Below are 21,948 nucleotides of genomic sequence, written 5' to 3'. Positions count from 1 at the left end.
TGCGTGGCTGGAACGGGGATTACTCCGAGATTCGCCGCAGGCTCAGAGGGCGCATGTCCGTCCACACGGTGCCGACATGGGTCAGGCAGTCGTCTTTCGTGCCGGTGACACCGGCGTCGTGCCAGCCGGTGGGCAGATCCCGGTCGGCGGGCCAGATCGAGTACTGCTCCTCGTCGTTGAACACGACGGTGTAGGACTGGGGAGAATCGTCCACGGGTTCCTCCGGGTATGCGAACAACGCAACAACGCCAACACCCGCACGCACGCCGAACCGGCGGAACGGACCGACGGACACCGGCCGCCGGCACGACGGACGGGCGACGAGCACGACACGGGCACCACAGGAAAACAGCAGCCCGCCCGACACCGCCCCGATCCCCCGGACAGCCCCCCGACCAGCAAAGACCGGCCGCGCGAACCCCCGGGAACCACGGCCGCCGGCGAACCACCGCCCCCACGCGTTCCACCCCGCCAGCATGGATCGGCACCCCACCCGCCGATAGAGTAGACCGATTACTCCCCCCGCCCGGTTAATTGAGAATTGGCCCGGAACACCACAAACACCCGGCCCCGAAAACAAACCGCCCTTCTCCCGCCACCCCACGCCACACCCGTCACACCAACCCTGCCCGCCACGCCCGTCCCAGGCGAACGCCCCCATTGTTTCCATATTCTGGAAAGCCCGGAACGAGCGGGCCGACCCCCGATATCCACGCCCGGGCGAGCACCCGCCCACCGCGCGCATTCCGCGGCCCGGGATTCCCGCCGGACCGCCGGAGCGGGTCGGGAGCGGCCGGAATTCCCACGCCGCACGTCGCGGCGGATCGCGCTGTCGCGGCAGGCGGCGCCGGGTTCCGGGTCGGGCCACGACCGGGCCGCGGTCCCCGGCGACGATCAGCGCGGGAGCTTCCCTCCCGGGCCCTCGACGGCCGTCCCCGCCGGGCTCGGCCGCTGGTGGGCCAGGGCGACGGCGTCCCCCGCGGGTGCGCGGTGCGAGCGGGCGAGTCGCCGCACCAGCGGGTTGACGGGCAGGGTCGCGGCCACGGCGGCCACCAGGAGGATCGTGAAGAGCCGGTCGCCGATGATGCCGACGTCCCGGCCGATCGTCAGGATGACGACCTCTCCGAGGCCCTTGGTGTTGAGCAGCACGGCCACGGCCACCGCCTCGTGGCGCGGCACGCCGATCAGCCGGGCGGCGACCCGCACGCCGGCGATCCTGCTGCCCCAGGCGACGGCGAGGAACGCCGACGCTGCGGCCAGACCCGCGAAGCCGAGTCCGCCGAGGTCCACGGACAGGCCGGTGAGCGCGAAGAACACCGGCACGAACAGCGCCCCGGCGTTGCGCAGCGGCGCCTCGACGGCGTGCCGCAGCTCCTGCGCCGCGTCGCGCGGCATCACCAGCCCGAAGACGAACGCCCCGACCGCGGGGTGCACGCCGAGGCGGGACGCGGTCCAGGCGGACAGCAGGACTCCGCTGCCGAGGGCGAGCAGGGCGAGCAGCGGGTGTCCGCCGGCGGCCGGGCGGTCGAGCAGTCGGCGCAGCAGCGGGCGGACCAGGAACGCCATCACCGCGGTGTAGCCGGCGAGTTCGGCGACGGCGAGCACGAGGTGACCGGTGCCGGCGCCGCGGGCCGCGGGGGCGAGGCAGGCGACGGCGCACCAGACGGCGACGTCGTTGAGCGCCCCGCAGGCCGCGGCCATCGCGCCGGCCCGGGTGTGCTGCAGCCCGTTCTCGCCCACGATGCGCACCATCACCGACAGGGCGGTGGCCGACAGCACGATGCCCAGGAACACCGCGAGCAGCACCGGGGAGCCGGCCCCGCCGACCGGCTGCGGCCGGCCGGCCACCAGGGCGGCCGCCAGGGCCGCCGCGCAGAGGCAGGGAAGAGCGACCGATCCGGCGCTGACGGCCAGCACGGCGCGGACCCGCCCGCGCAGCTGCCTCAGGTCGAGCTCCCACCCGGCGGCGAACAGGGTGAACACGATGCCCAGTTGGGCGACCGCCAGCAGGTGCGTCCGGGCCTCCGGCGGGAACAGCAGGTGCGGAAGGTCGCCCGGAAGCAGCCCGAGGACGCTCGGACCGAGGACCACCCCGACCGCGATCTCACCGACCACGACCGGCTGGCGCAGCCGGGTGCGCAGCGGCGACAGGAGCAGTCCGATCAGCAGGATGATCGCGATGTCGGCCAGCGCGGTCGTCGAGGAGCCGTCCAAGGGCGTGCGCCTTCCTGGGAATGGGCGTGGCGGGTCCGGGGCAGGTCCTGTCCGTTATCGGCAGTCCCGGTCCGTCGACGTAGCGTTCCCGCCGTCCCGCAGAAGCACGACCGCCCGCTCCGCGCCCCACCGCCGCACTCACGCCCCTCGGCCTCCGGGCGCCTCCCGGGCCGAGCGCGCCGTTCCGGGTACTCCGTCGCAACGACCGCCCGCCCGGCGGCCTCCTCGTTCACTCGGACGGCGCGTCGGGCGAGATGGTTCGGGCACAGTGCGTCGGTACGACCTGGAGCACCCGGAAGGCGAGCTCCGCCGATCCGGGAGGGCGGGCGCCTCACGCCCTCCCGGATCGATTGCTCAGGCGGGGATCCGCCGCAGCGCGCCGCCCGTCGCCGGAACCGTGAGCGGGTCGGAGACGGACTTCGCGGTCATGCTCGGGAACTCGCCGCCGTAGCCGACGGTGTTGAGCGCGACCACCCGGTAGGTGTACGCGCTCGTCGGCGTGGAGGTCATGTCGACGAAGGTGCGGTCCTGGTGGGTGTTGGGCTGGTCCAGCGGCGAGGCGATCGTCCCGACGTCGGTCCAGGCGGCGCCGTCCGCGGAGCGTTGCACGGTGAACGAGGTCTCGGTGATCGAGTTGTCCCGCCACCGGAGTTGGACCCGCGCGTTGGCGCCCTGGCCGATCACCGAGGCGCTCAGCCCGTCGGGTTTGGCGGGCGGCAGGGCGAGCGATTCGGGCCGCATCATGTCCATCTCCTCGTGGCTGAGGATGTGGCAGTGGATGACGTACTCCCAGCCGAAGTTGACCAGTCGGTTGCTGATCGGCGTGGTCGGGTTGCCCTGCGGGTCGACGTTGTTGAACATCGAAGTGTCGCCGGCCGGCATCGCCGGGTCCAACAGCCGTACCGAGTTGGGCACTTCGAAGGGCGTGGTGGGCACCACCGGGCGCAGCGCGACGATGGTGTCCTCCAGTGGGCTCATCCGCACGGTGTCCTTCCAGCCGAGTTCGTTGGCGTCCGGCCGCAGGATGATGTTGTCCCAGGTGACCCGGTTGAGCAGTTGGACGTCGTAGAGGTGGAAGTGGATCGGGTGGGTGTCCACGCCGTTGTGGGTGAACCGCCAGATCTGGGTGCCGTCGGCGGCCGATCCGATCGGGGTGACCTTGACGTCGCCCCTGGGCAGGTTGGTGCCGTCGATGAGTTCGGTCTGCGGGTTGATGTAGGGGTAGAGGGTGGCGTTCTGGGCGCCGGGGGTGGGTGGTTGGGCCTCGACGCCGAGGGTGGCCTGCATGCGGCCGTAGGCGTCGAAGCTGGTGGCGTTCATCTCGTCGTGGATGGCCTTGGGTTGCAGCGGCAGGGTGGTCTTCGAGGTCGGCGCCTTGAGGGTGTTGAAGTTGAAGCTGCTGGTGTCGTTGACCCGGACGAGTCCGTCGCAGGTGTTGACGGTGGTGTTGGCGGTGTTGCAGTTGCTGCCGTTGGCGAAGCTGGTGCCGTAGGCGGAGTTGTACGCGGCCTGGCCGACGATGACCGGGTTCTGGCCGGATTCGAAGACGCCGGAGCCGTCCGCGTGGTGGCGGAAGGCCGCCTGGAGCTTGGACAGGTTGAACGCGGGGGCGGGCGCGGTGTCGGCGACGGTGACCTGCATGACGGTGCGGGTGTTGGGGCCGTAGCCGGGCAGCACCCCGGGTGCGCCGGCGGGGGCGAGGTCGGGGGCGCCGGTGTAGTAGTCGTAGGAGGCGATCCGGGCGGGGTAGGCGGCGGGCGCGTCGTTGTAGAGGATCAGTGTCTTGCCCGCGAACTTGGCGAAGTCGACCAGCACGTCGGCCCGTTCGGCGGGGGCGAGGACCAGCGAGTGCTTGTCCACGTTGCCCACGTCGAAGCGGGTCGGGTCGGTGATCCAGGTGGTGGGCTGCTGTCCGTCGATGACGGCGGGGGCGGGCAGGAAGCCGCCCTCGTTGGCGATCTGGATCCAACTCGGCCCGGCGGCCGCGTTGTTGGCGTCCACCGGGGTGGGTGACACGTTGGGGTCGGTCTGCGCGGCCTTCAACTCGTCGGGTTTCAGGGCGACTTCGGTGGTGCCGTCGCCCTGCTTGGGGTCGGCGGTGTACCACTGGAAGTTGAAGAACCGGTCGTTGGCGCCGTTGAGCAGCCGCAGCCGGTAGGTCTTCGGCTGGACGGTCAGCTTCGGGTAGGCGACGCCGTTGACGATCGGCGTGTCGTTGAACTGCTCCATGCCCATGGAGATGTTGGGCGTGCCGGGGATCTGTTCGGGCTCGCAGTAGGGGGCCGCCTGGTACTGCCAGGTGGTCGGGTCGTCGAGCCGGCAGTGCGGGTCGTGGTAGGGGTTGGGGATCGGCCCGTAGGTGGTGTCGCCGGCCGGCGGCCAGAACCACGGGCCGTACATCCAGCGGCCGTAGGAGCTCATGCCGCCGGGGTCGCCGGGGTTCTGGGCCGGCATGTAGACGTGGTGGTACCAGAAGCTGCCCTTGCCGCCCCAGCGTTCGGCGTCCCAGGTGGGGTCCTGGCCGTAGGAGACCCGGTCGCCGCCCGCGTCGAACTGGTCCTTGAGCTGGCTGTCGTCGGGCACGAAGGTGCGGTCCTGGACCAGCAGGGGCAGGGTGGCGGCGGCGTCGGGGATGGCGCCGCTGCTGATCAGGGCCTTCTCGGTGTCGTCGGTGATGGTGTAGCCGGCGGCCTCGCCCGCGTACACGTTCAGCCGGGTGATGCCGTAGGAGTGGTCGTGGTAGAACATCAGCCGCGCGCTCTGCTGGTTGGAGTAGTAGAACGTCGAGCAGCCGTCGTCGGCGGGGGCGCACAGGGTCGCGCCGGCGCCGTCCACCATGTCGGGCACGTTCTGCACGCCGACGCCCTGCGGCCAGTCGGTCTGCTCCCCGGCGGGGGTGATCCACTGGTGCGGGGTGCCGTCGCTGATCCACGGGGTGATGCCGCCGTGCAGGTGCAGGGTGGCCCGGTTGTCCTTGTAGCAGCCGGACTTGTTGTCGGTGCAGGGCGGGTTGCGGACCTCGTCGGTGACGCTGGAGCCGTTGCCGGGCGCGGGCATCGTCATCGGGCCCATGCCGGCGCCCATGCCGGTGCTGTCCACCGGCAGGAACAGGTCGCCGGCGGCGCCGGTGGGCAGCAGGTTGCGGAACACGATCCGCACCGGCCGGTCCTTGGTGGCGGCGATCAGCGGGCCCATCCACTGCGGCGCGGCGACGCCGGTGTACGGCAGTCGCTGCCGGGTGCCGTCCATCAGTTCGTTGTACAGCGGGACCTTGCGGCCCGGCACCGCGTCGGTGGACAGCTGGACGTAGCCGCGCACCAGGGTCGGCGGCAGGTCGGAGGAGAACCGGGTGCGGTACTGCACCAGGCCGATCACGTACTGGTCGGCCTGCTTGCCGCTGTTGGTGACGGTCTCCGGCACCGCCTCGGGGATGAACTTGGCCGCCGGGTCGGTGGTCGGGTCGGCGAGCTGCTGGACGTCCGGGCAGCCGGCGCCGTTCGCGCCGGGGTTGCAGGTGGTCGGCAGGTTGTCCTGGAACTTCTTGATGCCGGGCGTCAGGTAGCCCGCGCCCGGGCTGGTGACGGTGATCGAGCCGATCGCGCCGATGTTGGTGACGGCGGTCGCGGCGGCGCCCGAACCGCCGTGGCCGGTGGGGTCGGTGACGGTGACGGCGGGCGTCGATCCGTAGCCGGAGCCGGCGGCGTCGACGGTGAGGGCCAGCAGCTTCAGCGAGGCGGCCGCGCCGGCCGGGGTCGCGCCGGGGATCGGGTCGGCCAGGGTGCCGTTGCGGACGGTGACGCCGGGCGCGGCGGTGTAGCCGCTGCCGGGGTCGTCGACGGTCACCTTGGCGATGCCGCCGCCCGGGGTGAGGTCGGCCGGGTCCACGTGGCCCTTGGCGACCGTGCCGGTCGGCTCGGCGGGCAGGTCGAAGTCGACCGTCGGCATGGTGTAGCCCGCGCCGGGGTCGGTGATCTCCACGGCCGCCACGCCGCCGGCGGCGGTGGCCGCCGCGCCGCTCCCGCCGCCGCCGCTGACGGCGACCGCGAAGCCGCCGTAGCCGGAGCCGCCCGCGTCGACGGTGTAGCCGACCACGCTGCGGGTGGACTGCACGGTGGCCTTGGCGGTGGCGTCCGTGGTGCCGCCCCGGACGGTGACGGTGGTCGCGCCCTCCAGGTAGCCGTGGCCGGGCGCGGTCACCTCGATGCCCGAGATGCCGCCGGTGCGCGGGTCGACGGTGGCGGTCGCCGCCGCGCCGCTGCCGCCCGCCAGGGCCACCTGCGCGCCGAACGAGTACGTCCGGTCCTGCACCGCGTACCGCTCCCAGCCGGGCGCGCCGACGGTGACGGTGGCGTCCTTTGCGGGGGCGGCGCCGGTCGGCGGGCTGGTGCTGTTGTCGGCCCCGGCCGGGTAGACCAGGGTGTCGGTGGGGTGCGCGACGCCGGTGTCGACCGGGACGCCCTGGCCGTAGAAGCCGATCAGGTCGCCGGCCTGAACGGGCGTGTCCGGCATGTCGTAGGAGGTGACCTCGCCGCCGCCGGCCGCGGGCGCGGGCACGGTGCGCAGGCCGCTGTCGGCGATCACCTTGTACTGGTCGGCGGTGCCGGTCGGGCGCAGCACGTAGCCGTGGAAGACGCCGCCGGCGGAGGCGCCGGGGCTGCCGCCCGGGGTGGTCTGGTTCCAGCTGCGGAAGGCCTTCAGGGTGCCGCTGGGCAGCGGGGTGCTCGTCAACAGGACGAACACGGGGGCGAGTTGGCCGGCCGGGGTGGCGTAGTCGGTGGCGTAGGCGCGGGCGGTGAGCGGGTTTCCGACCTGCTGGGCGGTGTCGCTGGTGATGCTGACCTCGGCCCGGGAGACCGTCAGCGGGCTGTTCGCCCAGTTCGGCCAGGGCCCGAAGTAGTGCGGGACCTTGCTCTGGTCGGTCGGGCCGGCCGGGGCGGCGGCGGCCTGCTGCGGCTGCGTGGGCGGCAGTCCGAGCAGGGCCGCGACCACCGCCCAGACGCCGGCCGTCGCGACCAGGTGGCGTCGCTTCCTCCTGGTGGGGCGCACAGTGGGGCGCGCGGTGCGGTGGCGCGCGGTGTGGCGCGTGAACACGCCGGGTCTCCTCCCTGTCGGCACCCGGGCCGCCGTCGCGCGGGTCCGTCCCTTCCGGCGCGGCGGGGAGCGGCGGGCGCCTCCGGGGCGTGCGGGGCCGTGCCGCCGGCCGGTCGCGAGCTGCGGCGGATGCGGCCCCAGTGTGCGGACGGGCTGCGGGCCGGCCCCGGAAGATGACATTCTTGTCATGAGGACGTCATGACGACACATCAGCTCCGCCAAGAGGACACAAAGTGCGATAATCGTCCGCAACTTGGGCGTTTGCCCGGGTCCGTGACCCGGGCGCTCGCCCGGGTCCGTCTCCGAGGCGCGGGAAGGCAGCACCGAGCATGGCGCGACTGCTGGTCGTCGAGGACGAGGCACGCCTGCGGGCCTACCTGACCCGGGCGCTGAGCACCGACGGCCACCTCGTGCACAGCGCCGCCACCGGCCCGGAGGCCGTCCGCCGGCTGCGCGAGGACGACGCCTACGACCTGGTCGTGCTCGACCTGATGCTGCCCGGCCTGGACGGCTTCGAAGTGATGCGCCAGGCCTTCGAGTTGCGGCCGGAACAGCGCGTGCTGGTGCTGTCCGCCGTGGTGGACGTCGCCACCCGGGTCCGCTGCCTGCGCACCGGCGCCGTCGACTTCCTCGGCAAGCCCTTCGCCACCGCCGAACTGATCGAACGGGTCCGCTCCCGGCTGCGCACCGCCCCCGTCGGCGCACCCCAGCGCTGGCTGCGGGTCGGGGACGTCGCACTCGACCTCGAACGGCAGGCGCTCGACCTCGACGGGCGTCACATTCCGCTCTCGCACCGGGAGTTCATGCTGCTCGGCCACCTGATGCGGCAGGCCGGGCAGGTGTGCAGCCGGCACGAGCTGCTGGCCGGGGTCTGGGGCTACAGCGACGACCTGGCCAGCAACGTGGTCGACGTGACGGTCCGCCGGATCCGGGGCAAGGCGCCCCGGCCGATCATCGAGACGGTGCGCAACGTCGGGTACGCCTTCAGTGCCCGCTGAGCGCCCGTCCGCCGTGTCCGCCGTGTCCGCCGACCAGCCGTCCGCTGTGTCCGCAGACCGTCCGGCGCCGGGCGAGCGGCGCCTGTTCGCCGGGTGGGTCGCCTTCGCCGTCCTCAGCCACCTGGTGCTGCTGGTCGTCCCCGACCTGGAGACGGTGGCGTTCCACCTGGTGTGGATCAGCATGTCCGTGGTCTACGGGCTGCAGTCCTGGTCCACCCGGCGCACCGCCGTCGTGCTCGCCGCCGTCACCCTGGCCACCGGCAGCACCATGGCCGCCTACGCCCGGCACGGCCACCTCGGCTGGGACGAACTCGCCGAAGTCCCGCTGATGGCACTGGTGTTCCTCGCCATGGCCTGGCACGTGCGCCGCCGGGCCGCCGCCCTCGCCGCCCTCCGCGCCCTCGCCGAACGCGAGCGCCGCGCCCAGCAGGACAAGGAGCTGTTCGTCCGCACCTGCTCGCACGAGATGCGCACCCCGCTCACCGTCGCCCGCTGCTACGCGGAGCTGGTGCGCGACGCACTGCCCGCCCCGGGTGCCCGCGACGACCTCGACGTGGTGCTCGACGAACTCGACCGGCTCGGCCGGCTGTCCGGGCGGCTGCTGCTGCTCGCCGAGGCCTCCCGTCCCGCCGCGCTCGACCGCGGGCCGGTCGAACTCGGCGCGCTGGTGCGGCGCACCGTCCAGCGCTGGCGGCCCGCCTCGGACCGCCGCTGGCACCTGGACGCGCCGGCCGTCCGGGTCGAGGGCGACGAGTCCCGGCTGGAGGCGGCGCTCGACGCGCTGGTGGAGAACGCCGTCAAGTTCACCTCGCCCGGCGACGCCATCACGCTGCGCTGCCGCACCACCCGGCACGGGGCCGAGCTGGACGTCGAGGACACCGGCGTCGGCTTCGCCCGCTCCCCCGACACCGGGCTGGCCGGCACCGGGCTGGGCCTGGCCATCGTCCGCGCGGTGCTCGACGGCCACGGCGGCGAGCTCACCATTTCCGCCGCGCCGCACGGCGGTTCGCTACTGCGGATGCGGCTGCCCGCCGCGCCCTGAGCGTGTGCGTGCTCGCGGCACGGTCATGGCGTGCTCGCGGCGTGCTTGCGGCACCCCCAGATTCCTGGGATACCCGGGTGCACACCCCTCTGACAGGCTGAATCTGTCATGGACGCACACCAACGGTGTGCCGTGCGCACGAGGAGGTTTCGTGGTCGCCGGACTGAATGGCCGCTCCGTCACCGTCTCCGCCCCGTCGGGCGCCGTCCGCCAGGGGCTGCGGTTCAGACTTCTCGGGCCGCTCGGCGCCGAGACCGACCGAGGCCCGCTCGCCCTCGGTTCGCTCAAGCAGCGGGCGGTGCTGGCCGCACTCCTCGGCCACCCCAACGCGTTGCTGTCGACCGGCCTGCTGACGGAGGCGGTGTGGGAGGACGAACCGCCCCGCTCGGCCCGCAAGAACCTCCAGGTGTACGTCTCCGGCCTGCGCGCGGCACTCGGCGCGGAACGGCTGCTGCACCGCCCCGGCGGCTACGAACTCCACGTCGCCGAAGGGGAGTTGGACGTACTGCGGTTCGACGCGCTGGTGCGCTCCGGCCGGGAGGCGGCGGCCCGGCGGGAGGACCGGCAGGCGGCCCGGCTGCTCGGCGAGGCGCTGCGGCTGTGGCAGGGGCCGCCGCTGCCGGAACTGCGGCACTCCGCCCCGCTGCGGGCGATCGCCGAGCGGCTGACCGGCCGCTACCTGGGCGCGGTCGAGGACTGGGCGGAGGTGGAGCTGCGGCTCGGCCACGCCGGGCCGGTCGCCCACGCGCTCGCCGACCTGGCGGACCGCCACCCGCTGCGCGAGCGCCTGCAGGCCGTCCACCTGCTGGCGCTGCACGGGGCGGGGCGGCGGGCCGAGGCGCTGGCGGCGTTCGCGCAGCTGCGCCGGCAGCTCTCCCGGGAGCTGGGGCTCTCGCCCGGGCCGGAGCTGGAGGCCTGTCACCGCGAGCTGCTGGCCGACCGTCCGGCGCCGCCGCCCGCCCGCCGCCCCGGGCGCACCGTGCTGCCGCCGGACACCACCGCGTTCACCGGCCGGGAGGAGGAGCTGGCCGAACTCACTGAGCTGGTGCGGGCGGTGCGGGGCGCCGGGCGGCCGGTGGTGCTGACCGGGCCGGTCGGGGTCGGGAAGAGCGCGCTGGCGATCCGCGCCGCGCACGCGCTGCGCGAGGAGTTCCCCGACGGCCGGCTGTTCGTCGGCCTGCGGGACGCCGTCGGCCGCCCGCGCGACCCGCAGGAGGTCGCCGCCGACCTGGCCCGCCTGCTGTCCGCCGACCGGCCGGCCGAGCAGGCCCCCGACCCGGTGCGGACGCGCGCGCGGTGGCGCGAGTGGCTGGCCGAGCGCCGGGTGCTGGTCGTCCTGGACGGCGTCGCCGACGAGCACACCGCGCAGGCCCTGCTGCCGCCGGGCGGCCCCGCGACCGTCCTGGTCACCGCCCGCACCCCGCTGGTCGGGCTCGGCGCCGCCCACCGCGTCGACCTCGCGCCGTTCCCCCTCCCGCAGGCCCTCGCCCTGCTCTCCCTGCTGGTCGGCGCGCACCGGGTGGACGCCGCCCCCGACGCCGCCGAACGCATCGTCACCGGCTGCGGGCTGCTGCCCTCGGCGGTCCGGCTGGCCGGCTACAAACTGGCCGCCCTGCGCCACCTCCCGCTCCGCGAGTTCGCCGACCGCCTCGCCGACCCGCGGCGCGCCCTGGACGAGCTCGCCGTCGGCGAGACCCGCCTGCGCGACCGGCTCGACGCCCAGTGGCACGCCCTCGACCCCGACCAGCGCGACACCCTCGCCCGGCTGGCCCGCCACCCCTGGACGCCCACCTTCGACCTCGCCCACGCCTGCCGCGCCCTCGCCCTGGACTCCGCCCGCGCGCTGGACGCCCTCGAACGGCTGATCATGGGCGGCGTGCTGCTCTGCCCCGCCGAGGAGGTCTCGGCGCACGCCGCCCGCTACGCGCTGCCCCGGCCGACCCACCTGCACGCGGCGTGCCGGGCCGGGCTCGACGCCGGGCCGCACGCCGGCCTCCACGCCGGGCCGCACGCCGGCCTCCACGCTGCGCCCTCAATCGGAGGGTGATCTTCATGGCCGAAAACTCCCTGTCATGAACGGGTCCAACCCCGTAGAAATGGGCTTCCCTGTTCGACCGGCAGAGATGTCCGGATCCAAGGAGACCCTCATGGCCCGCATCCGCACCACCGTCATGGCCGCCGCCGGCGCCGTCGCGATGTTCGCGCTCGCCACCGCCCCCGCCCAGGCCGCCCCCGGCGACGTGACCACGACCTGCGCGAGCACCGCCACCCCCGCCGGCTACGTCGACGTCAGCTGGGGCTACAGCGCGAGCTGCGGCACCCAGAACTTCGACCCGAACATCAAGCAGATCAAGCAGCTCACCGGCCTGCCGGTGGGCACCGTCGTGGAGGCGTGCGGCTCCACCTACTACCCCGTCGGCTGGGTCCAGACCGCCTCCTACTACAGCAGCAGCTGCGTCGCCTTCCCGAACTCGGGCTTCAACAACAACGCCTGGACGCTCAAGCGCGTCTCCTGACCCGCGCGGTCCGCTCCGCCCGCCCGTCCGCCCGCTCTTTTCGGGGCGGGCGGGCGATGGATTTTCCAGAAGAATCCTTTCGACACATATCATCCGCTTATTTCTGACTGCTCCGACAAATGCATGACTCCGGCTTTATTCAATTGCCCCGCCGCCCGCGTTCGCTCTAATGTGCGTCGAAAGTCTTGAGCGACAGCGAGGGAGTGGAAATGCCCACCAAGGTGAAGAACAAGAAGTTCACCATGCTCTTCGACTGGTTCGACCAGGGCCACGACGGCGTGCTCACGCACGACGATTTCCGGGCGATGGGCGAGCTCTTCGCCGGGCTCGCCCAGGAGGACGACCAGGAGAATGCCTCGGCGATGCGGAAGGCGTTCGAGGAGTGGTGGCGCGTGCTGCTCGCCCACGGCGACGCGGACGGCGACGGCAGGATCGACCGCCAGGAGTTCCTCGACGTCATGGAGGCCAACGTCACGGCCCCCGAGCACTTCGAGAAGGCCGTGCTGGCGATCGCGGACGCACTGATGCGCGCCCTCGACACCAACCGGGACGGCGTGCTCAGCAAGGACGAATACGTCCGCATGTACAGCGCGCTGGGAATCCCGCCGGAGCACTCCGGCGATGCGTTCCGCCGCCTCGACCTGGACGGGAACGGGGTGCTCAGCCACGAGGAATTCCGCTCCGCCATCAGCGAGTTCTATCTGAGCTCCGACGAGAACGCGCCGGGGAACTGGCTGATCGGCCCCATCGGCTAGCCCCCGGGCGGTTCCGCAGAAATACCCGTCGGGCCGATGCCGGTCCGCGGTCCGTTCCCGGCCGAGTGAGGAGGAGTCGTTGCGCATCGCCGTCGTGGGCGCGGGTGTCGCCGGGCTCACTGCCGCCTGGCTGCTGGATTCCGCACGCGAGCACGAGATCACCGTGTTCGAGGCCGAGGACCGGCTCGGCGGGCATGTCGAGAGCGTGCGCGTCCCGACGCCGCACGGGCCCGTCACGGTCGATCTCGGCGCCCAGTACGTCTCGCCCGTCGGCTTCCCCGCGTACGGGCGGCTGCTGGCCGCCCTCGGGGTGGGGGCCGCCGAACTGGCCGACGCGCCCGTGTCGTTGACGATGACGGCCGCCGACGGGCCGCTGCTCGTCCCGCCGCCCCGGCCGGAGGGGCCCGCCGGGCCCGGCGGTCCGGCCCGGGCCTCGCTGAACGCGTTCCTGGCCGCGGCGGCCGAGTTCGCCTCCGCCGACGGCGACTGGTCCGTCCCGCTCGCCGAGCTCCTCGACCCGCTGCCGCTGCCCGAGGAGCACAAGCGGCGGGTGATCCGCCCGCTGCTGGCGTACATCTCCAGCTGCCCGGACGAGCAGGCCCCCGAGCTGTCCGCCCGCGCCGCCACCGCCTTCTTCCTCGCCCTCCCCCCGCCCGCGCCGGGCCGGGCGCCCGTCTGGGCCAACGCCACCCACGGCCTCGCGGCGGTCACCACCCGCCTGGCGGCCCGGCTGGGCGCCCCGCACGCGCACCGCACCCGGCTGCTGACGGGCTGCGCCGTCGCCGCCGTCCGCCGGGTCGGCGCGGGCTTCGAGCTCACCGACCGCGCGGGGCGCGCCCACCCGGCCGACCGGCTGGTCCTCGCCGTGCCCGCGCACGCGGCCGGGCCGCTGCTGGCACCGGTCGCGGGCTGCGAGGAGGTCCGCCGGGCGCTGGCCGCCATCCCCTACACACCCGTCACGGTCGCCGTCCACCGGGACGGGCGATACATGCCCGCCGACCGCGCCCACTGGTCGACGGTGAACCTGCACAGCCACGACGGCTGGACGGAGGCGTGCAACTGGTACGGCCCCGTCCTCGGCCCGCCCGGCGCCGGCGTCTTCAAGAGCTGGATCACCCACCGTGAGCCGCCCGCCGAGCCCGTCGCCACCCGCGCGTTCCGCCATCTCGTCGTCACCGCCGGGGCCGTCCGCGCCCGCGAGGTGCTGGCCCGCCACCAGGGCGCGGGCGGGATCCACTTCGCCGGCAGCCACCTGACGTACATCGACAGCCAGGAGGCGGCGGTGCGTTCGGCGGTGGCGGTGGCGCGGGCGCTCGGCGTCGACAGCCCGCCGCTCCGGGCCCTCACCACCCCGGAGGGCCCGTGACCAGCCCGTTCGACACCCTCCCGGCCGCCTACGACGACTTCTCCGCCACCCCGTTCCGGACGTTCCTGGAGACGCCCAGCGTGCTGCGCGCCCTCGGCGACCTGCGCGGCACGGCAGTGCTCGACCTGGGCTGCGGCTCCGGGTACTACACCCGGCTGCTCCGACGCAACGGCGCCGCACGGGTGACGGGAGCGGACGTCTCGGCGGGGATGGTCGCGCACGCCCGCGCCGAGGAGGCCGCCCGCCCCCTGGGCGTCGACTACCTGCTCGGCGCGCTGCCCGAACCGCGCGCGGGCACCTTCGACCTGGTGCTCGCCGTGTACGTGCTGCCCTACGCGACGACGCGCGCCGAGCTCGGGCGGCTGTGCGCCACCGCCGCCCGGGCGCTGCGGCCCGGCGGCCGGTTCGTGACGCTGCCGCTGCACCCCGCCGTCCGGCCGCACGCCGTCTCGTACGAGCGGTACGGCTTCCGGCTGTCGTCGGCCGTCCCGCCGGCCGACGTCCCGCCCGTCGACGGCTCGGCGGTGGTGCTGAACCTGCACGCCGATCCGCAGCCCGTCACGGCCCGCTACTGGAGCCGCGAGGCCCTCGAACTCGCCCTGCGGGACGCCGGATTCGGCTCGCCGAGGTGGACGGAGCTCGCGGTGACGGCGCCGGGGGTGGCGGCGCACGGCGCCGCGTACTGGCAGGGCTACCTCGCCCACCCGCACACGGTGATCGTCGACTGCCGCAAACGCCGCACGACGGGAGGCCCCGGGTAGATGCACACGATGCGCACCGCCGGCCGTCGGGGCGCCGGGATCGCCGTCGAGACCGCCGTCGACGCCGTCCCCGCCGACTGGGACGCGGCCGTGGCCACCGCCCCGGTCTTCTACCGGCGCGCGTTCCTGCGCGCGTTCGAACGGTTCCCGCTGCACCCCGTGCTCCGGCACGCCTACCTGCACGGCCCGGGCATCGCCGTGCCCGTCACCCTCCAGCACGGGGTGGACCCGATGCGGGTGCTGGCCGAGCACGCCCCGGCGGCGCTGCGCGGGCCGGTCCTGCTCACGCACGTCTGGCACTGCTACGAGACCACCCTGCCCGGCGCCGCCGGCCCGGAGGCCGCCGAGGCCGTGGTCCGCACCCTGCGCGCGCTCGCCCGGCGGTGGGGCGCGGAGCACTTCGGCTTCGTCAACGTGCCCGCCGGCAGCCCCACCGCCGCGGCCCTCGAACGCCTCGGGCTGGCGGCCGTACCCGCCGAAGCCGGTCACGGGCTCGACATCGGCGGCTTCCGGCACCTGGACGACTACCTCGCCACCCTGCCGTCCAAGCCCCGCCGCAACCTCCGCCACGACCTGCGCCGCGCGGCCGACGCCGGCGTCACCGCCCGGGTCCTGCCGCCGGCCGCCGCCGACCTGGACGGCTTCGTGGCGCTCGCCCGGCGGACGGCTGCCAAGTACGACAACGCCGACTACTACCGCCCCGGCGTCTTCCAGTCCTTCGTCCGGGCCCTGGGCGACAGCGCCCGGATCGTCGAACTCCGCCGCGGCGACCGCCTGATCGCCTCCGGCATCACCCTCCTCGACCAGCAGCGCTACCACTTCTGGTGCGTCGGCACCGACGCCGCGGCCGCCCCCGGCTTCAGCCCGTTCTACGCCGTGTTCGCCGAGGTCGTCCGCGACGCCATCGCCTCCGGCCGCCCCCGCCTCGAACTCGGCCGCCGCAACCCGGACTTCAAGCGCCGCTACGGCATGCACGCCGTCCCACTGCACGCCTGCCTCACCCGCACCTGACCGCCCCGCGCCCCCGCAGATCGCCCCCGGCCGACCGCAGCACGGACGTCGAGCGCCGCCACCGCAGGCGCGCCATCCCACCGCACGCCGACCTCACCCGCACCCGACCGACCCACCCCGCCGGCCTTGGCGCGCCCGCGCCGCCTCCGGCCGCCCCTGCCTCGAACTCGGCTGCCGCAAACCGGACTTCAAGCGGCGCTACGGCATGCGCGCCGTCCCGCTGCACGCCTGCCTCGCCCACACCGACCCACGCCCCGCCAATCGCCTCCGGCCGACCACAGCGCGGAATTTGAGCGCCGCCGCACGCCAGCCTCACCCGCACCTGACCGACCCGCCGCACCGGCCCGCGCCCCCGCCGACTGCCTCCGGCTGACCGCAGCGCGGACTTCGAACGCCGCTGCACGCCTGCCTCGCCCGTACCGCACCGACCCGCGCCACCGCCGACCGCCTCCGGCCGACCACAGCACGGACTTCGAGCGCCGCCACCGCAGGTCCGCCACCCCGCCGCACGCCGACCTCACCCGCACCTGACCGACCCACCCCGCCGGCCTTGGCGCGCCCGCGCGGACTTCGAGCGCCGCTACACGCCTGCCTCGCCCGTACCGCACCGACCCGCGTCCCCGCCGATCGCCTCCGGCCGGTCGCAGCGCGGATTTCGAGCGCCGCCGCCACAGGCGCGCCACCCCGCCGTACGCCAGCCTCACCCGCACCGGACACCCCCAAGCCACCGGCCTTGGCGCGCCCGCGTCGCCTCCGGCCGCCGGTGCCCGGGCTGCACATGCCGCCGCACCAGGCACACCGGACCGGCGCCACCGACGTACTCGCGCCGCGCGCCCCCGTGTCGCCCCCACCCACCTGCCTCACCCACCCCCACTGCACCGGCCCGCGCGCGCCCGCCCACCGCCTCCGGCACCGCAGCCCCGGGCTGGAAGCGCCACCACAGGCGCGCCGCCTCGCCCCGTACCTGCCCGCTCCCGCCGCACCTGACCTCGCGGCCCGTGTCGGCTCCCTCCGCACCGCCCGCGCCTCGCCCGCCTGCGGTTGTACCGGGCTTTGTGTGTCCCTGTACCGAGCCGCAACCGCCGGGCGGCACAGTCCTGTTGACGGATGTCCGGAGGGGAGGGCGGGAGCGTGGAGCTGTCGGAGATCGTCGGGCTGCGCGCCGAACCGGCTGCCGGGCTGCTGCTCGCGCTGACGCGGCGCTGCCCGCTGTCCTGCGCGCACTGCTCGACGGCCTCCTCGATGGACGACCCCGACCATCCCGGCCGTGAGCGCCAAGCCCAACTGCTGCGCTTCGTCCGCTCGTTCACACCCGCGACCCGGCCGGACGTGGTGCTGCTGACGGGCGGTGAGCCGCTGCTGCTGCCCGGCCCGGCATACCGGCTGACCCGCGCCGCGCAGGCCGCCGGGAGCCGGGTCGCGCTGCTGAGCGGACTGTTCTTCGCCCGGGACGGCGGGCGCGTCCCGGCCCCGATACTGCGGACGATCACCGCACTCGACCACTTCTCGGCCAGTCTGGACGCCCCGCACGAGCGCGAGGTGCCGCGCGCGGCGGTGTTCCGGGTGCTGGCGCAGGTGCTGGACGCGGGTGTGCCCGTCAGCCTGCACCTGACCGGGACGGGGCCGGACGATCCATATCCGGCGGAGGCGACGGCCTCGGTGCTGCGGGAGTTCGGCACGCGGGTGCCGATCCTGGTCAACGAGGTGCGGGCGGTCGGCCGGGCCACCACCGGGCGCAGCGTTGTCGGCCCGGGCGGCCCGTGCGCGATGGCGGCCTGGCCGGTGGTCGCCCCGGACGGCACGGTGCTCGCCTGCTGCAGCCAGCGCACCGTGGACCTGCGGCCCGTCCCGCCGCACCTGATGCTCGGCCACATCGCCGAGGACGACTGGCCGACCGTCCGCCGCCGCACCCTGGACTCGCCGCGCCTCCGTCTGATCCGCACTCTCGGCCCGGACCACCTCCGGGCCCGCGCGGGCACCGGCCCCGCGCCGGGCGGCTACTGCGCCGGCTGCCGCGCCCTGCCCCCGCACCCGGGCCCGGACGACGTCGCGGCAGCGGGCTCCGCCGGCCGGCTGCTGGACCAGCTCACGGCCGCCCGCCGGCGCGCCCAGGGCCCGGCCGCCCTGCTCCGCCACCTCGGCTGCGCCCCGTACGCCCACCTGGTCCGCCCCGGAGCCCCGACATGAGCACCGCGCCCGCCTCCCGCCGGGGCGCCCTCCCCCGCCGCCCCGCGCCGTCGGCCACCGTGCGGCGGGTGGCGCGGTGAGCGTGCCGTTCTCCCGTGCGCTGGATGCCCGGCTCGCGCTGGTCGCGCCCGGGCTGCACCGGGCGAGCGGGCGGGTGTGGCGGCCGGAGGGGGATCTGCTGGGGCGCTACCGCAACTACCTGTGGGCGATGCACGCGCTGACCACGGCGTCGGTGCCGCTGCTGGAGCGGGCGGCGGAGGCGTGCGCGCGGTTCGACGACGGCTGGGCGCCGTCGTTGGCGGCGTACTTCGCGCGGCACGCCGAGGAGGAGCGGGACCACGACGTCTGGCTGCTGGCGGATCTGGCGGCGGCCGGTGCGCGGGGCGCGAGGCCGCTGCCGCCGCCGCCGGTGGTGGAGTTGGCGGGGGCGCAGTACTACCGGATCGAGCACGGTCATCCGGCGGCGCTGCTCGGCTACCTGGCGGTGCTGGAGGGCCATGCCCCGTCGCCCGTGCTGGCGGGGGTGCTGGCCGCCCGGACGGGGTTGCCGGCGTCGGCGTTCCGGACCGTGCGGGAGCACGCCGCGCTGGACACCGGCCACCTCGCCGAGGTCGAACGGCAGCTCGACCGGCTGCCGTTGACGGCCGGCCAGCAGACCGAGGTGGCCGTCAGCGCCCTGCACAGCGCGGGCCTGCTCGCCCGGCTCTTCCATCAGCTCGCCGCGGACCCCGGAGGACAGCCATGACCGGCCCCAAGGACCACACCGACCGGGCGACGGCCGCGCTGGCCGCCGCCGGGTTCGACCTGAGCGGCCTGACCGAGGAGCAGCGCGCCGTCCTGCGCGGGCTCACCGACCAGGAGTTGGCGCTGCTGGTGGATCTCGCGTCCCGGCTGGAGGAGGCGGGGCCGGAGGTCCAGGGACATGCGGAGGTGGCGGGCGGTGCTCTCTTCTGAGGCGTTCGGGCCGGTCGGCGGCCGCTGCCCGGGCTGCCGCCGTCCGCTGCCCGGCGAGGCGCGGTTCTGCGCGTCCTGCGGCACTCCGCGCGCCGGGCGGGCCGCCCCGGTCGCGGCCGGCCGCAAGATCGTCACGGTGCTGTTCTGCGACCTGGTGGGCTTCACCGCGCTGTCCGGGCGACTCGATCCGGAGGTGCTGCGCGGGGTGACGCTGCGGTACTTCGACGCGATGCGGGCGGCGATCGAGGAGCGCGGCGGCACGGTGGAGAAGTTCGTGGGGGACGCGGTGATGGCGGTGTTCGGGGTGCCGTCGGTGCGTGAGGACGACGCCCGGCGGGCGTTGGCGGCGGCGCTCGGCATGCTGGCGGCGCTGCGGGCGCTGAACGCGGAGCTGGACGCCGAGCTGGGGCTGCGGCTGGAGGTGCGGATCGGCGTCAACACCGGCCGGGTGGTGACGGGCGGGGAGGTCACGGCGCGGCAGGCGCTGGTGTCCGGCGAGGTGGTGAACGTCGCGGCGCGGCTGGAGCAGAGCGCCGGCCCGGGCGAGGTGCTGATCGGCCCGGACACGCTGCGGGCGGCCGGCCCGGGTGTGCGGGCGGTGGAGCTCGGTCCGCTGCGGCTCAAGGGCAAGGCGCAGGCGGTGTCGGCGCACCGGCTGCTCGGCCTGGACCGGGGCGGGTGGGACGCTCCCCGACCGGAGCTGCCGTTCGTCGGCCGGGAGCGCGAACTCGCGTTGCTGGACGCCGAGTTGAGGATGGCGACGCGGCGCCGCACGGCCCGGCTGCTGGTGCTGTCCGGCGAGCCGGGGCAGGGCAAGTCCCGGCTGCTGCGGCACTGGCTGGAGCGCACCGGCCCGCACCGGTCCGGCATCGGCCGGTGCCGTCCGCCGGGCGAGCAGGCGGGCCTCCAGCCGCTGGCGGACGCGGTGGCCGCGCTGCTCGCCGCCCCGTCCGGGCAGCGGCCCGCGCCCGTCGACGAGCCCGCGCACCCGCGTCCGCCCGGCCTGGACGTGCTGGCCCGGGGGCTGCTCGCCGACGGCACGCCCACCCCGTCGCCGCAGGACACCGCCGCGGCGCTGGTCGAGGTGCTGGGCGCGCTGGCCGCCGCGGGGCCGGTGGTGCTGGCGGTCGACGACGCGCACCGGGCGGCCGCGCTGCTGCTCGACCTGCTGGAGCAGCTGACCGCCGCGCTCGCCGACGCGCCGGTGCTGGTCGTCGTGCTGGGCCGCCCCGAGCTGCTGGACGCCCGCCCGCCGGCCGCGCACCGGGTGCTGACCCTCGGCGGCCTGCCCGACCGGGACGCGGAGCGGTTGGCGCGGGCGCTGGCCGACGAGCCGCCGGCGCACCTGCTGGAGCGGGCCGGCGGCAACCCGTTGCACCTGGAGCAGCTGCTGACGGCCCCGGCGGGCGCGGCCGGCGACGGGGTGCCGTTGACGCTGCAGACGCTGATCGGGGCGCGGCTGGACGCGCTGGACCCGGCCGAGCGGCGGGCGGTGGACCTGGCGTGCGTGCTGGGCCGCGAGTTCACCGCCGAGGAGCTGTCCGCGCTGGACGCCGACGGGCCCGACCTGTCGGCGGCGCTGCGGCGGCTGGGCCGGCACCGGCTGGTGGTGGCGGACGGCGCGGTGTTCCGGTTCGCCAGCGGCGTGGTGCAGGAGGTCGCGTACGAGTGCCTGTCCAAGCTGGGCCGGGCCGAGCGGCACGAGCGGGCGGCGGCGCTGCGTTCGGTGCGTTCGGCCGGTCCGGCGGCGGTCGGCGGGCACCTGGAGCGCGCGCACCGCCACCGGGTGGAGCTGGGTCTGCACGGCGAGGGCACCGAGGCGCTGCGGTGGGCGGCGGCCGCGGCGCTGGCGGAGGCGGGCGCGCGGGCGGCGGCCCGCACCGACCCGGGCTGGGCGGTGGAGCTGCTGACCCGGGCCACCGGTCTGCTGCGCCCGGGCGAGGACGGCCGGCTGCCGGCCCTGCGGCGGCTCGGCGAGGCGCTGCTCGCGCTGGGCCGGGTCGGGCCGGGCCGGGCGCTGCTCGCCGAGGTCGCCGAAGTCGCGGAGGTCGCGGACGATCCGGTGGAGGCGGCGCACGCCCGGCTGAGCCTGGCGGCGGTGGGCCAGCAGTGGGCGCCCGCGCCGGTGGCCGAGCAGACCCTGCCGGTGTTCGAGCGGGCGGGCGACCAGTTGGGCCAGGCCCGGGCCTGCCTGCGGCTGGCGCAGCAGGAGCAGACCGACGGGCAGCATGCGGCGGCGACCCGGCTGCTGGTCCGGGCGCTGCGGCATGCCGAGCGGTCCGGCGGCGAGCAGGAGCGGGCGGCGGCGCTGGGCGCGTTCGGGGTGTCGCTGTGGCGCGGTCCGCTGCCGGCGGCGACGGCGGTGGCGCGCTGCCGGGAGCTGTTGGCGGCGCAGGGGCGGGGTCGGCGGGCGGTGCGGGTGACGTTGAACTGTCCGCTGGCGGTGCTGCTGGCGCTCGGCGAGGACGGGGCGGGGGCGGCGGACTGCCTGGCGGAGGCCGAGCAGCAGGCCCGGCGGCTGGGCTACGCGGAGGCGGCGGCGTTCCTGCCGCTGTTCGGCGCGACGGTGGCGGCGCTCGGCGGCCGGCCCCGGGAGGCGCTCCGACTGCTGCACCAATCCTCGGCTGCGGCACGGGAGTTGGGCGGCGGTGCGCTGCTGAGCGGCGCGCTGCTGGACACCGCCCGGCTGCACCTGGATCTGGGCGAGCGGGCGGCGGCGGGCGCCGCGCTGGCCGCCCTGGAGGAGGAGCGGGCCCGTACCGGCGGGCGGCTGTCGTTCGCGGCGCTCGCCGAGCACGACGGTCTGCGGGCCCGCCTGGCGGCCGCCGGCGGCGACCGGGACACCGCCCTGGCGCTGGCCCGCGGCGCGGTCGCCGGGGCGGGGCGGAGCGATTCGCCGATCCTGCAGGGCCTGGCCGCCGCGGACCTGGCGCGCACCGCCGCGCTGCTCGGCCTGCGCGCGGAGCGTCGCCGGGCCGCGTCCGTCGCCGCCCTCTGGATGGTCCTGATCGCCACCGTCCTCGCCTACCTCACCGGCGTCGCCTCGGTCCGGC

Annotated in this window: 15 protein-coding genes; 12 read left to right on the top strand and 3 right to left on the bottom strand. The window is 75.4% G+C overall.

The genetic code is table 11. The features are described 5' to 3' along the window. Positions 1 to 19 precede the first annotated feature (19 nt). From ACWEMJ_RS25535 to ACWEMJ_RS25525, 3 genes are all read right to left on the bottom strand, one after another. Positions 20 to 214 carry an MbtH family protein gene (locus ACWEMJ_RS25535; protein WP_452139463.1) on the bottom strand — a complete coding sequence of 65 codons (195 nt, stop codon included), beginning with the start codon at positions 212 to 214 and terminating at the stop codon, positions 20 to 22. A gap of 680 nt (positions 215 to 894) precedes the next feature. Beyond that, a complete protein-coding gene (locus tag ACWEMJ_RS25530; protein ID WP_452139456.1) occupies positions 895 to 2,214 on the bottom strand; it encodes a cation:proton antiporter in 1,320 nt (439 codons plus the stop codon). A 354-nt stretch (positions 2,215 to 2,568) separates the two neighbouring features. Continuing rightward, positions 2,569 to 7,305, bottom strand: coding sequence for a multicopper oxidase domain-containing protein (locus ACWEMJ_RS25525; RefSeq protein WP_452139455.1), 4,737 nt, complete (start codon positions 7,303 to 7,305; stop codon positions 2,569 to 2,571). Positions 7,306 to 7,634: 329 nt separating this feature from the next. Here ACWEMJ_RS25525 and ACWEMJ_RS25520 point away from each other — a divergent pair, with 329 nt between their 5' ends. From ACWEMJ_RS25520 to ACWEMJ_RS25465, 12 genes are all read left to right on the top strand, one after another. Then, positions 7,635 to 8,303 carry a response regulator transcription factor gene (locus ACWEMJ_RS25520; RefSeq protein ID WP_452139454.1) on the top strand — a complete coding sequence of 223 codons (669 nt, stop codon included), beginning with the start codon at positions 7,635 to 7,637 and terminating at the stop codon, positions 8,301 to 8,303. 46 nt (positions 8,304 to 8,349) lie between these two features. Then, positions 8,350 to 9,345 carry a sensor histidine kinase gene (locus ACWEMJ_RS25515; protein WP_452139453.1) on the top strand — a complete coding sequence of 332 codons (996 nt, stop codon included), beginning with the start codon at positions 8,350 to 8,352 and terminating at the stop codon, positions 9,343 to 9,345. A 151-nt stretch (positions 9,346 to 9,496) separates the two neighbouring features. Further along, complete coding sequence (locus ACWEMJ_RS25510) at positions 9,497 to 11,392, top strand: BTAD domain-containing putative transcriptional regulator (protein ID WP_452139452.1); 1,896 nt, start codon at positions 9,497 to 9,499, stop codon at positions 11,390 to 11,392. Between the two features lie 100 nt (positions 11,393 to 11,492). After that, a complete protein-coding gene (locus ACWEMJ_RS25505) occupies positions 11,493 to 11,861 on the top strand; it encodes a hypothetical protein (RefSeq protein ID WP_452139451.1) in 369 nt (122 codons plus the stop codon). Between the two features lie 209 nt (positions 11,862 to 12,070). After that, positions 12,071 to 12,616: an EF-hand domain-containing protein gene (locus tag ACWEMJ_RS25500; RefSeq protein WP_452139450.1), complete on the top strand. Its 546-nt coding sequence runs from the start codon at positions 12,071 to 12,073 to the stop codon at positions 12,614 to 12,616. 79 nt (positions 12,617 to 12,695) lie between these two features. After that, a complete protein-coding gene (locus ACWEMJ_RS25495; protein ID WP_452139449.1) occupies positions 12,696 to 13,982 on the top strand; it encodes an FAD-dependent oxidoreductase in 1,287 nt (428 codons plus the stop codon). Further along, complete coding sequence (locus ACWEMJ_RS25490) at positions 13,979 to 14,743, top strand: class I SAM-dependent methyltransferase (RefSeq protein WP_452139448.1); 765 nt, start codon at positions 13,979 to 13,981, stop codon at positions 14,741 to 14,743. The genes ACWEMJ_RS25495 and ACWEMJ_RS25490 overlap by 4 nt, the downstream gene beginning before the upstream one ends. Beyond that, positions 14,744 to 15,754: a GNAT family N-acetyltransferase gene (locus ACWEMJ_RS25485; protein ID WP_452139447.1), complete on the top strand. Its 1,011-nt coding sequence runs from the start codon at positions 14,744 to 14,746 to the stop codon at positions 15,752 to 15,754. A gap of 1,131 nt (positions 15,755 to 16,885) precedes the next feature. Further along, complete coding sequence (locus ACWEMJ_RS25480) at positions 16,886 to 17,941, top strand: radical SAM protein (protein ID WP_452139446.1); 1,056 nt, start codon at positions 16,886 to 16,888, stop codon at positions 17,939 to 17,941. Positions 17,942 to 18,017: 76 nt separating this feature from the next. Further along, on the top strand, positions 18,018 to 18,686 hold the full coding sequence (locus ACWEMJ_RS25475; protein ID WP_452139445.1) for an iron-containing redox enzyme family protein: 669 nt from the start codon (positions 18,018 to 18,020) through the stop codon (positions 18,684 to 18,686). Beyond that, positions 18,683 to 18,895 carry an aroma-sacti cluster domain-containing protein gene (locus ACWEMJ_RS25470; protein WP_452139444.1) on the top strand — a complete coding sequence of 71 codons (213 nt, stop codon included), beginning with the start codon at positions 18,683 to 18,685 and terminating at the stop codon, positions 18,893 to 18,895. Before ACWEMJ_RS25475 ends, ACWEMJ_RS25470 begins: the two co-directional genes overlap by 4 nt. Continuing rightward, positions 18,882 to 21,948: adenylate/guanylate cyclase domain-containing protein (locus ACWEMJ_RS25465; protein ID WP_452139443.1), on the top strand; the 3,067-nt coding region annotated here is incomplete at its 3' end. The genes ACWEMJ_RS25470 and ACWEMJ_RS25465, both read left to right, overlap by 14 nt.

It is taken from the genome of Kitasatospora sp. NPDC004531 (genome assembly GCF_053602195.1).
The sequence above is the reverse complement of the archived record's forward strand: the minus strand, read 5'-3'. Positions and strand labels throughout refer to the sequence as shown.

What these genes read in the sequence shown, in the direction of transcription:
- ACWEMJ_RS25500 (WP_452139450.1), top strand. Translation starts at nt 12,071, where the DNA reads ATGCCCACCAAGGTGAAGAACAAGAAGTTCACCATGCTCTTCGACTGG.
- ACWEMJ_RS25520 (WP_452139454.1), top strand. Translation starts at nt 7,635, where the DNA reads ATGGCGCGACTGCTGGTCGTCGAGGACGAGGCACGCCTGCGGGCCTAC.
- ACWEMJ_RS25470 (WP_452139444.1), top strand. Translation starts at nt 18,683, where the DNA reads ATGACCGGCCCCAAGGACCACACCGACCGGGCGACGGCCGCGCTGGCC.
- ACWEMJ_RS25505 (WP_452139451.1), top strand. Translation starts at nt 11,493, where the DNA reads ATGGCCCGCATCCGCACCACCGTCATGGCCGCCGCCGGCGCCGTCGCG.
- ACWEMJ_RS25485 (WP_452139447.1), top strand. Translation starts at nt 14,744, where the DNA reads ATGCACACGATGCGCACCGCCGGCCGTCGGGGCGCCGGGATCGCCGTC.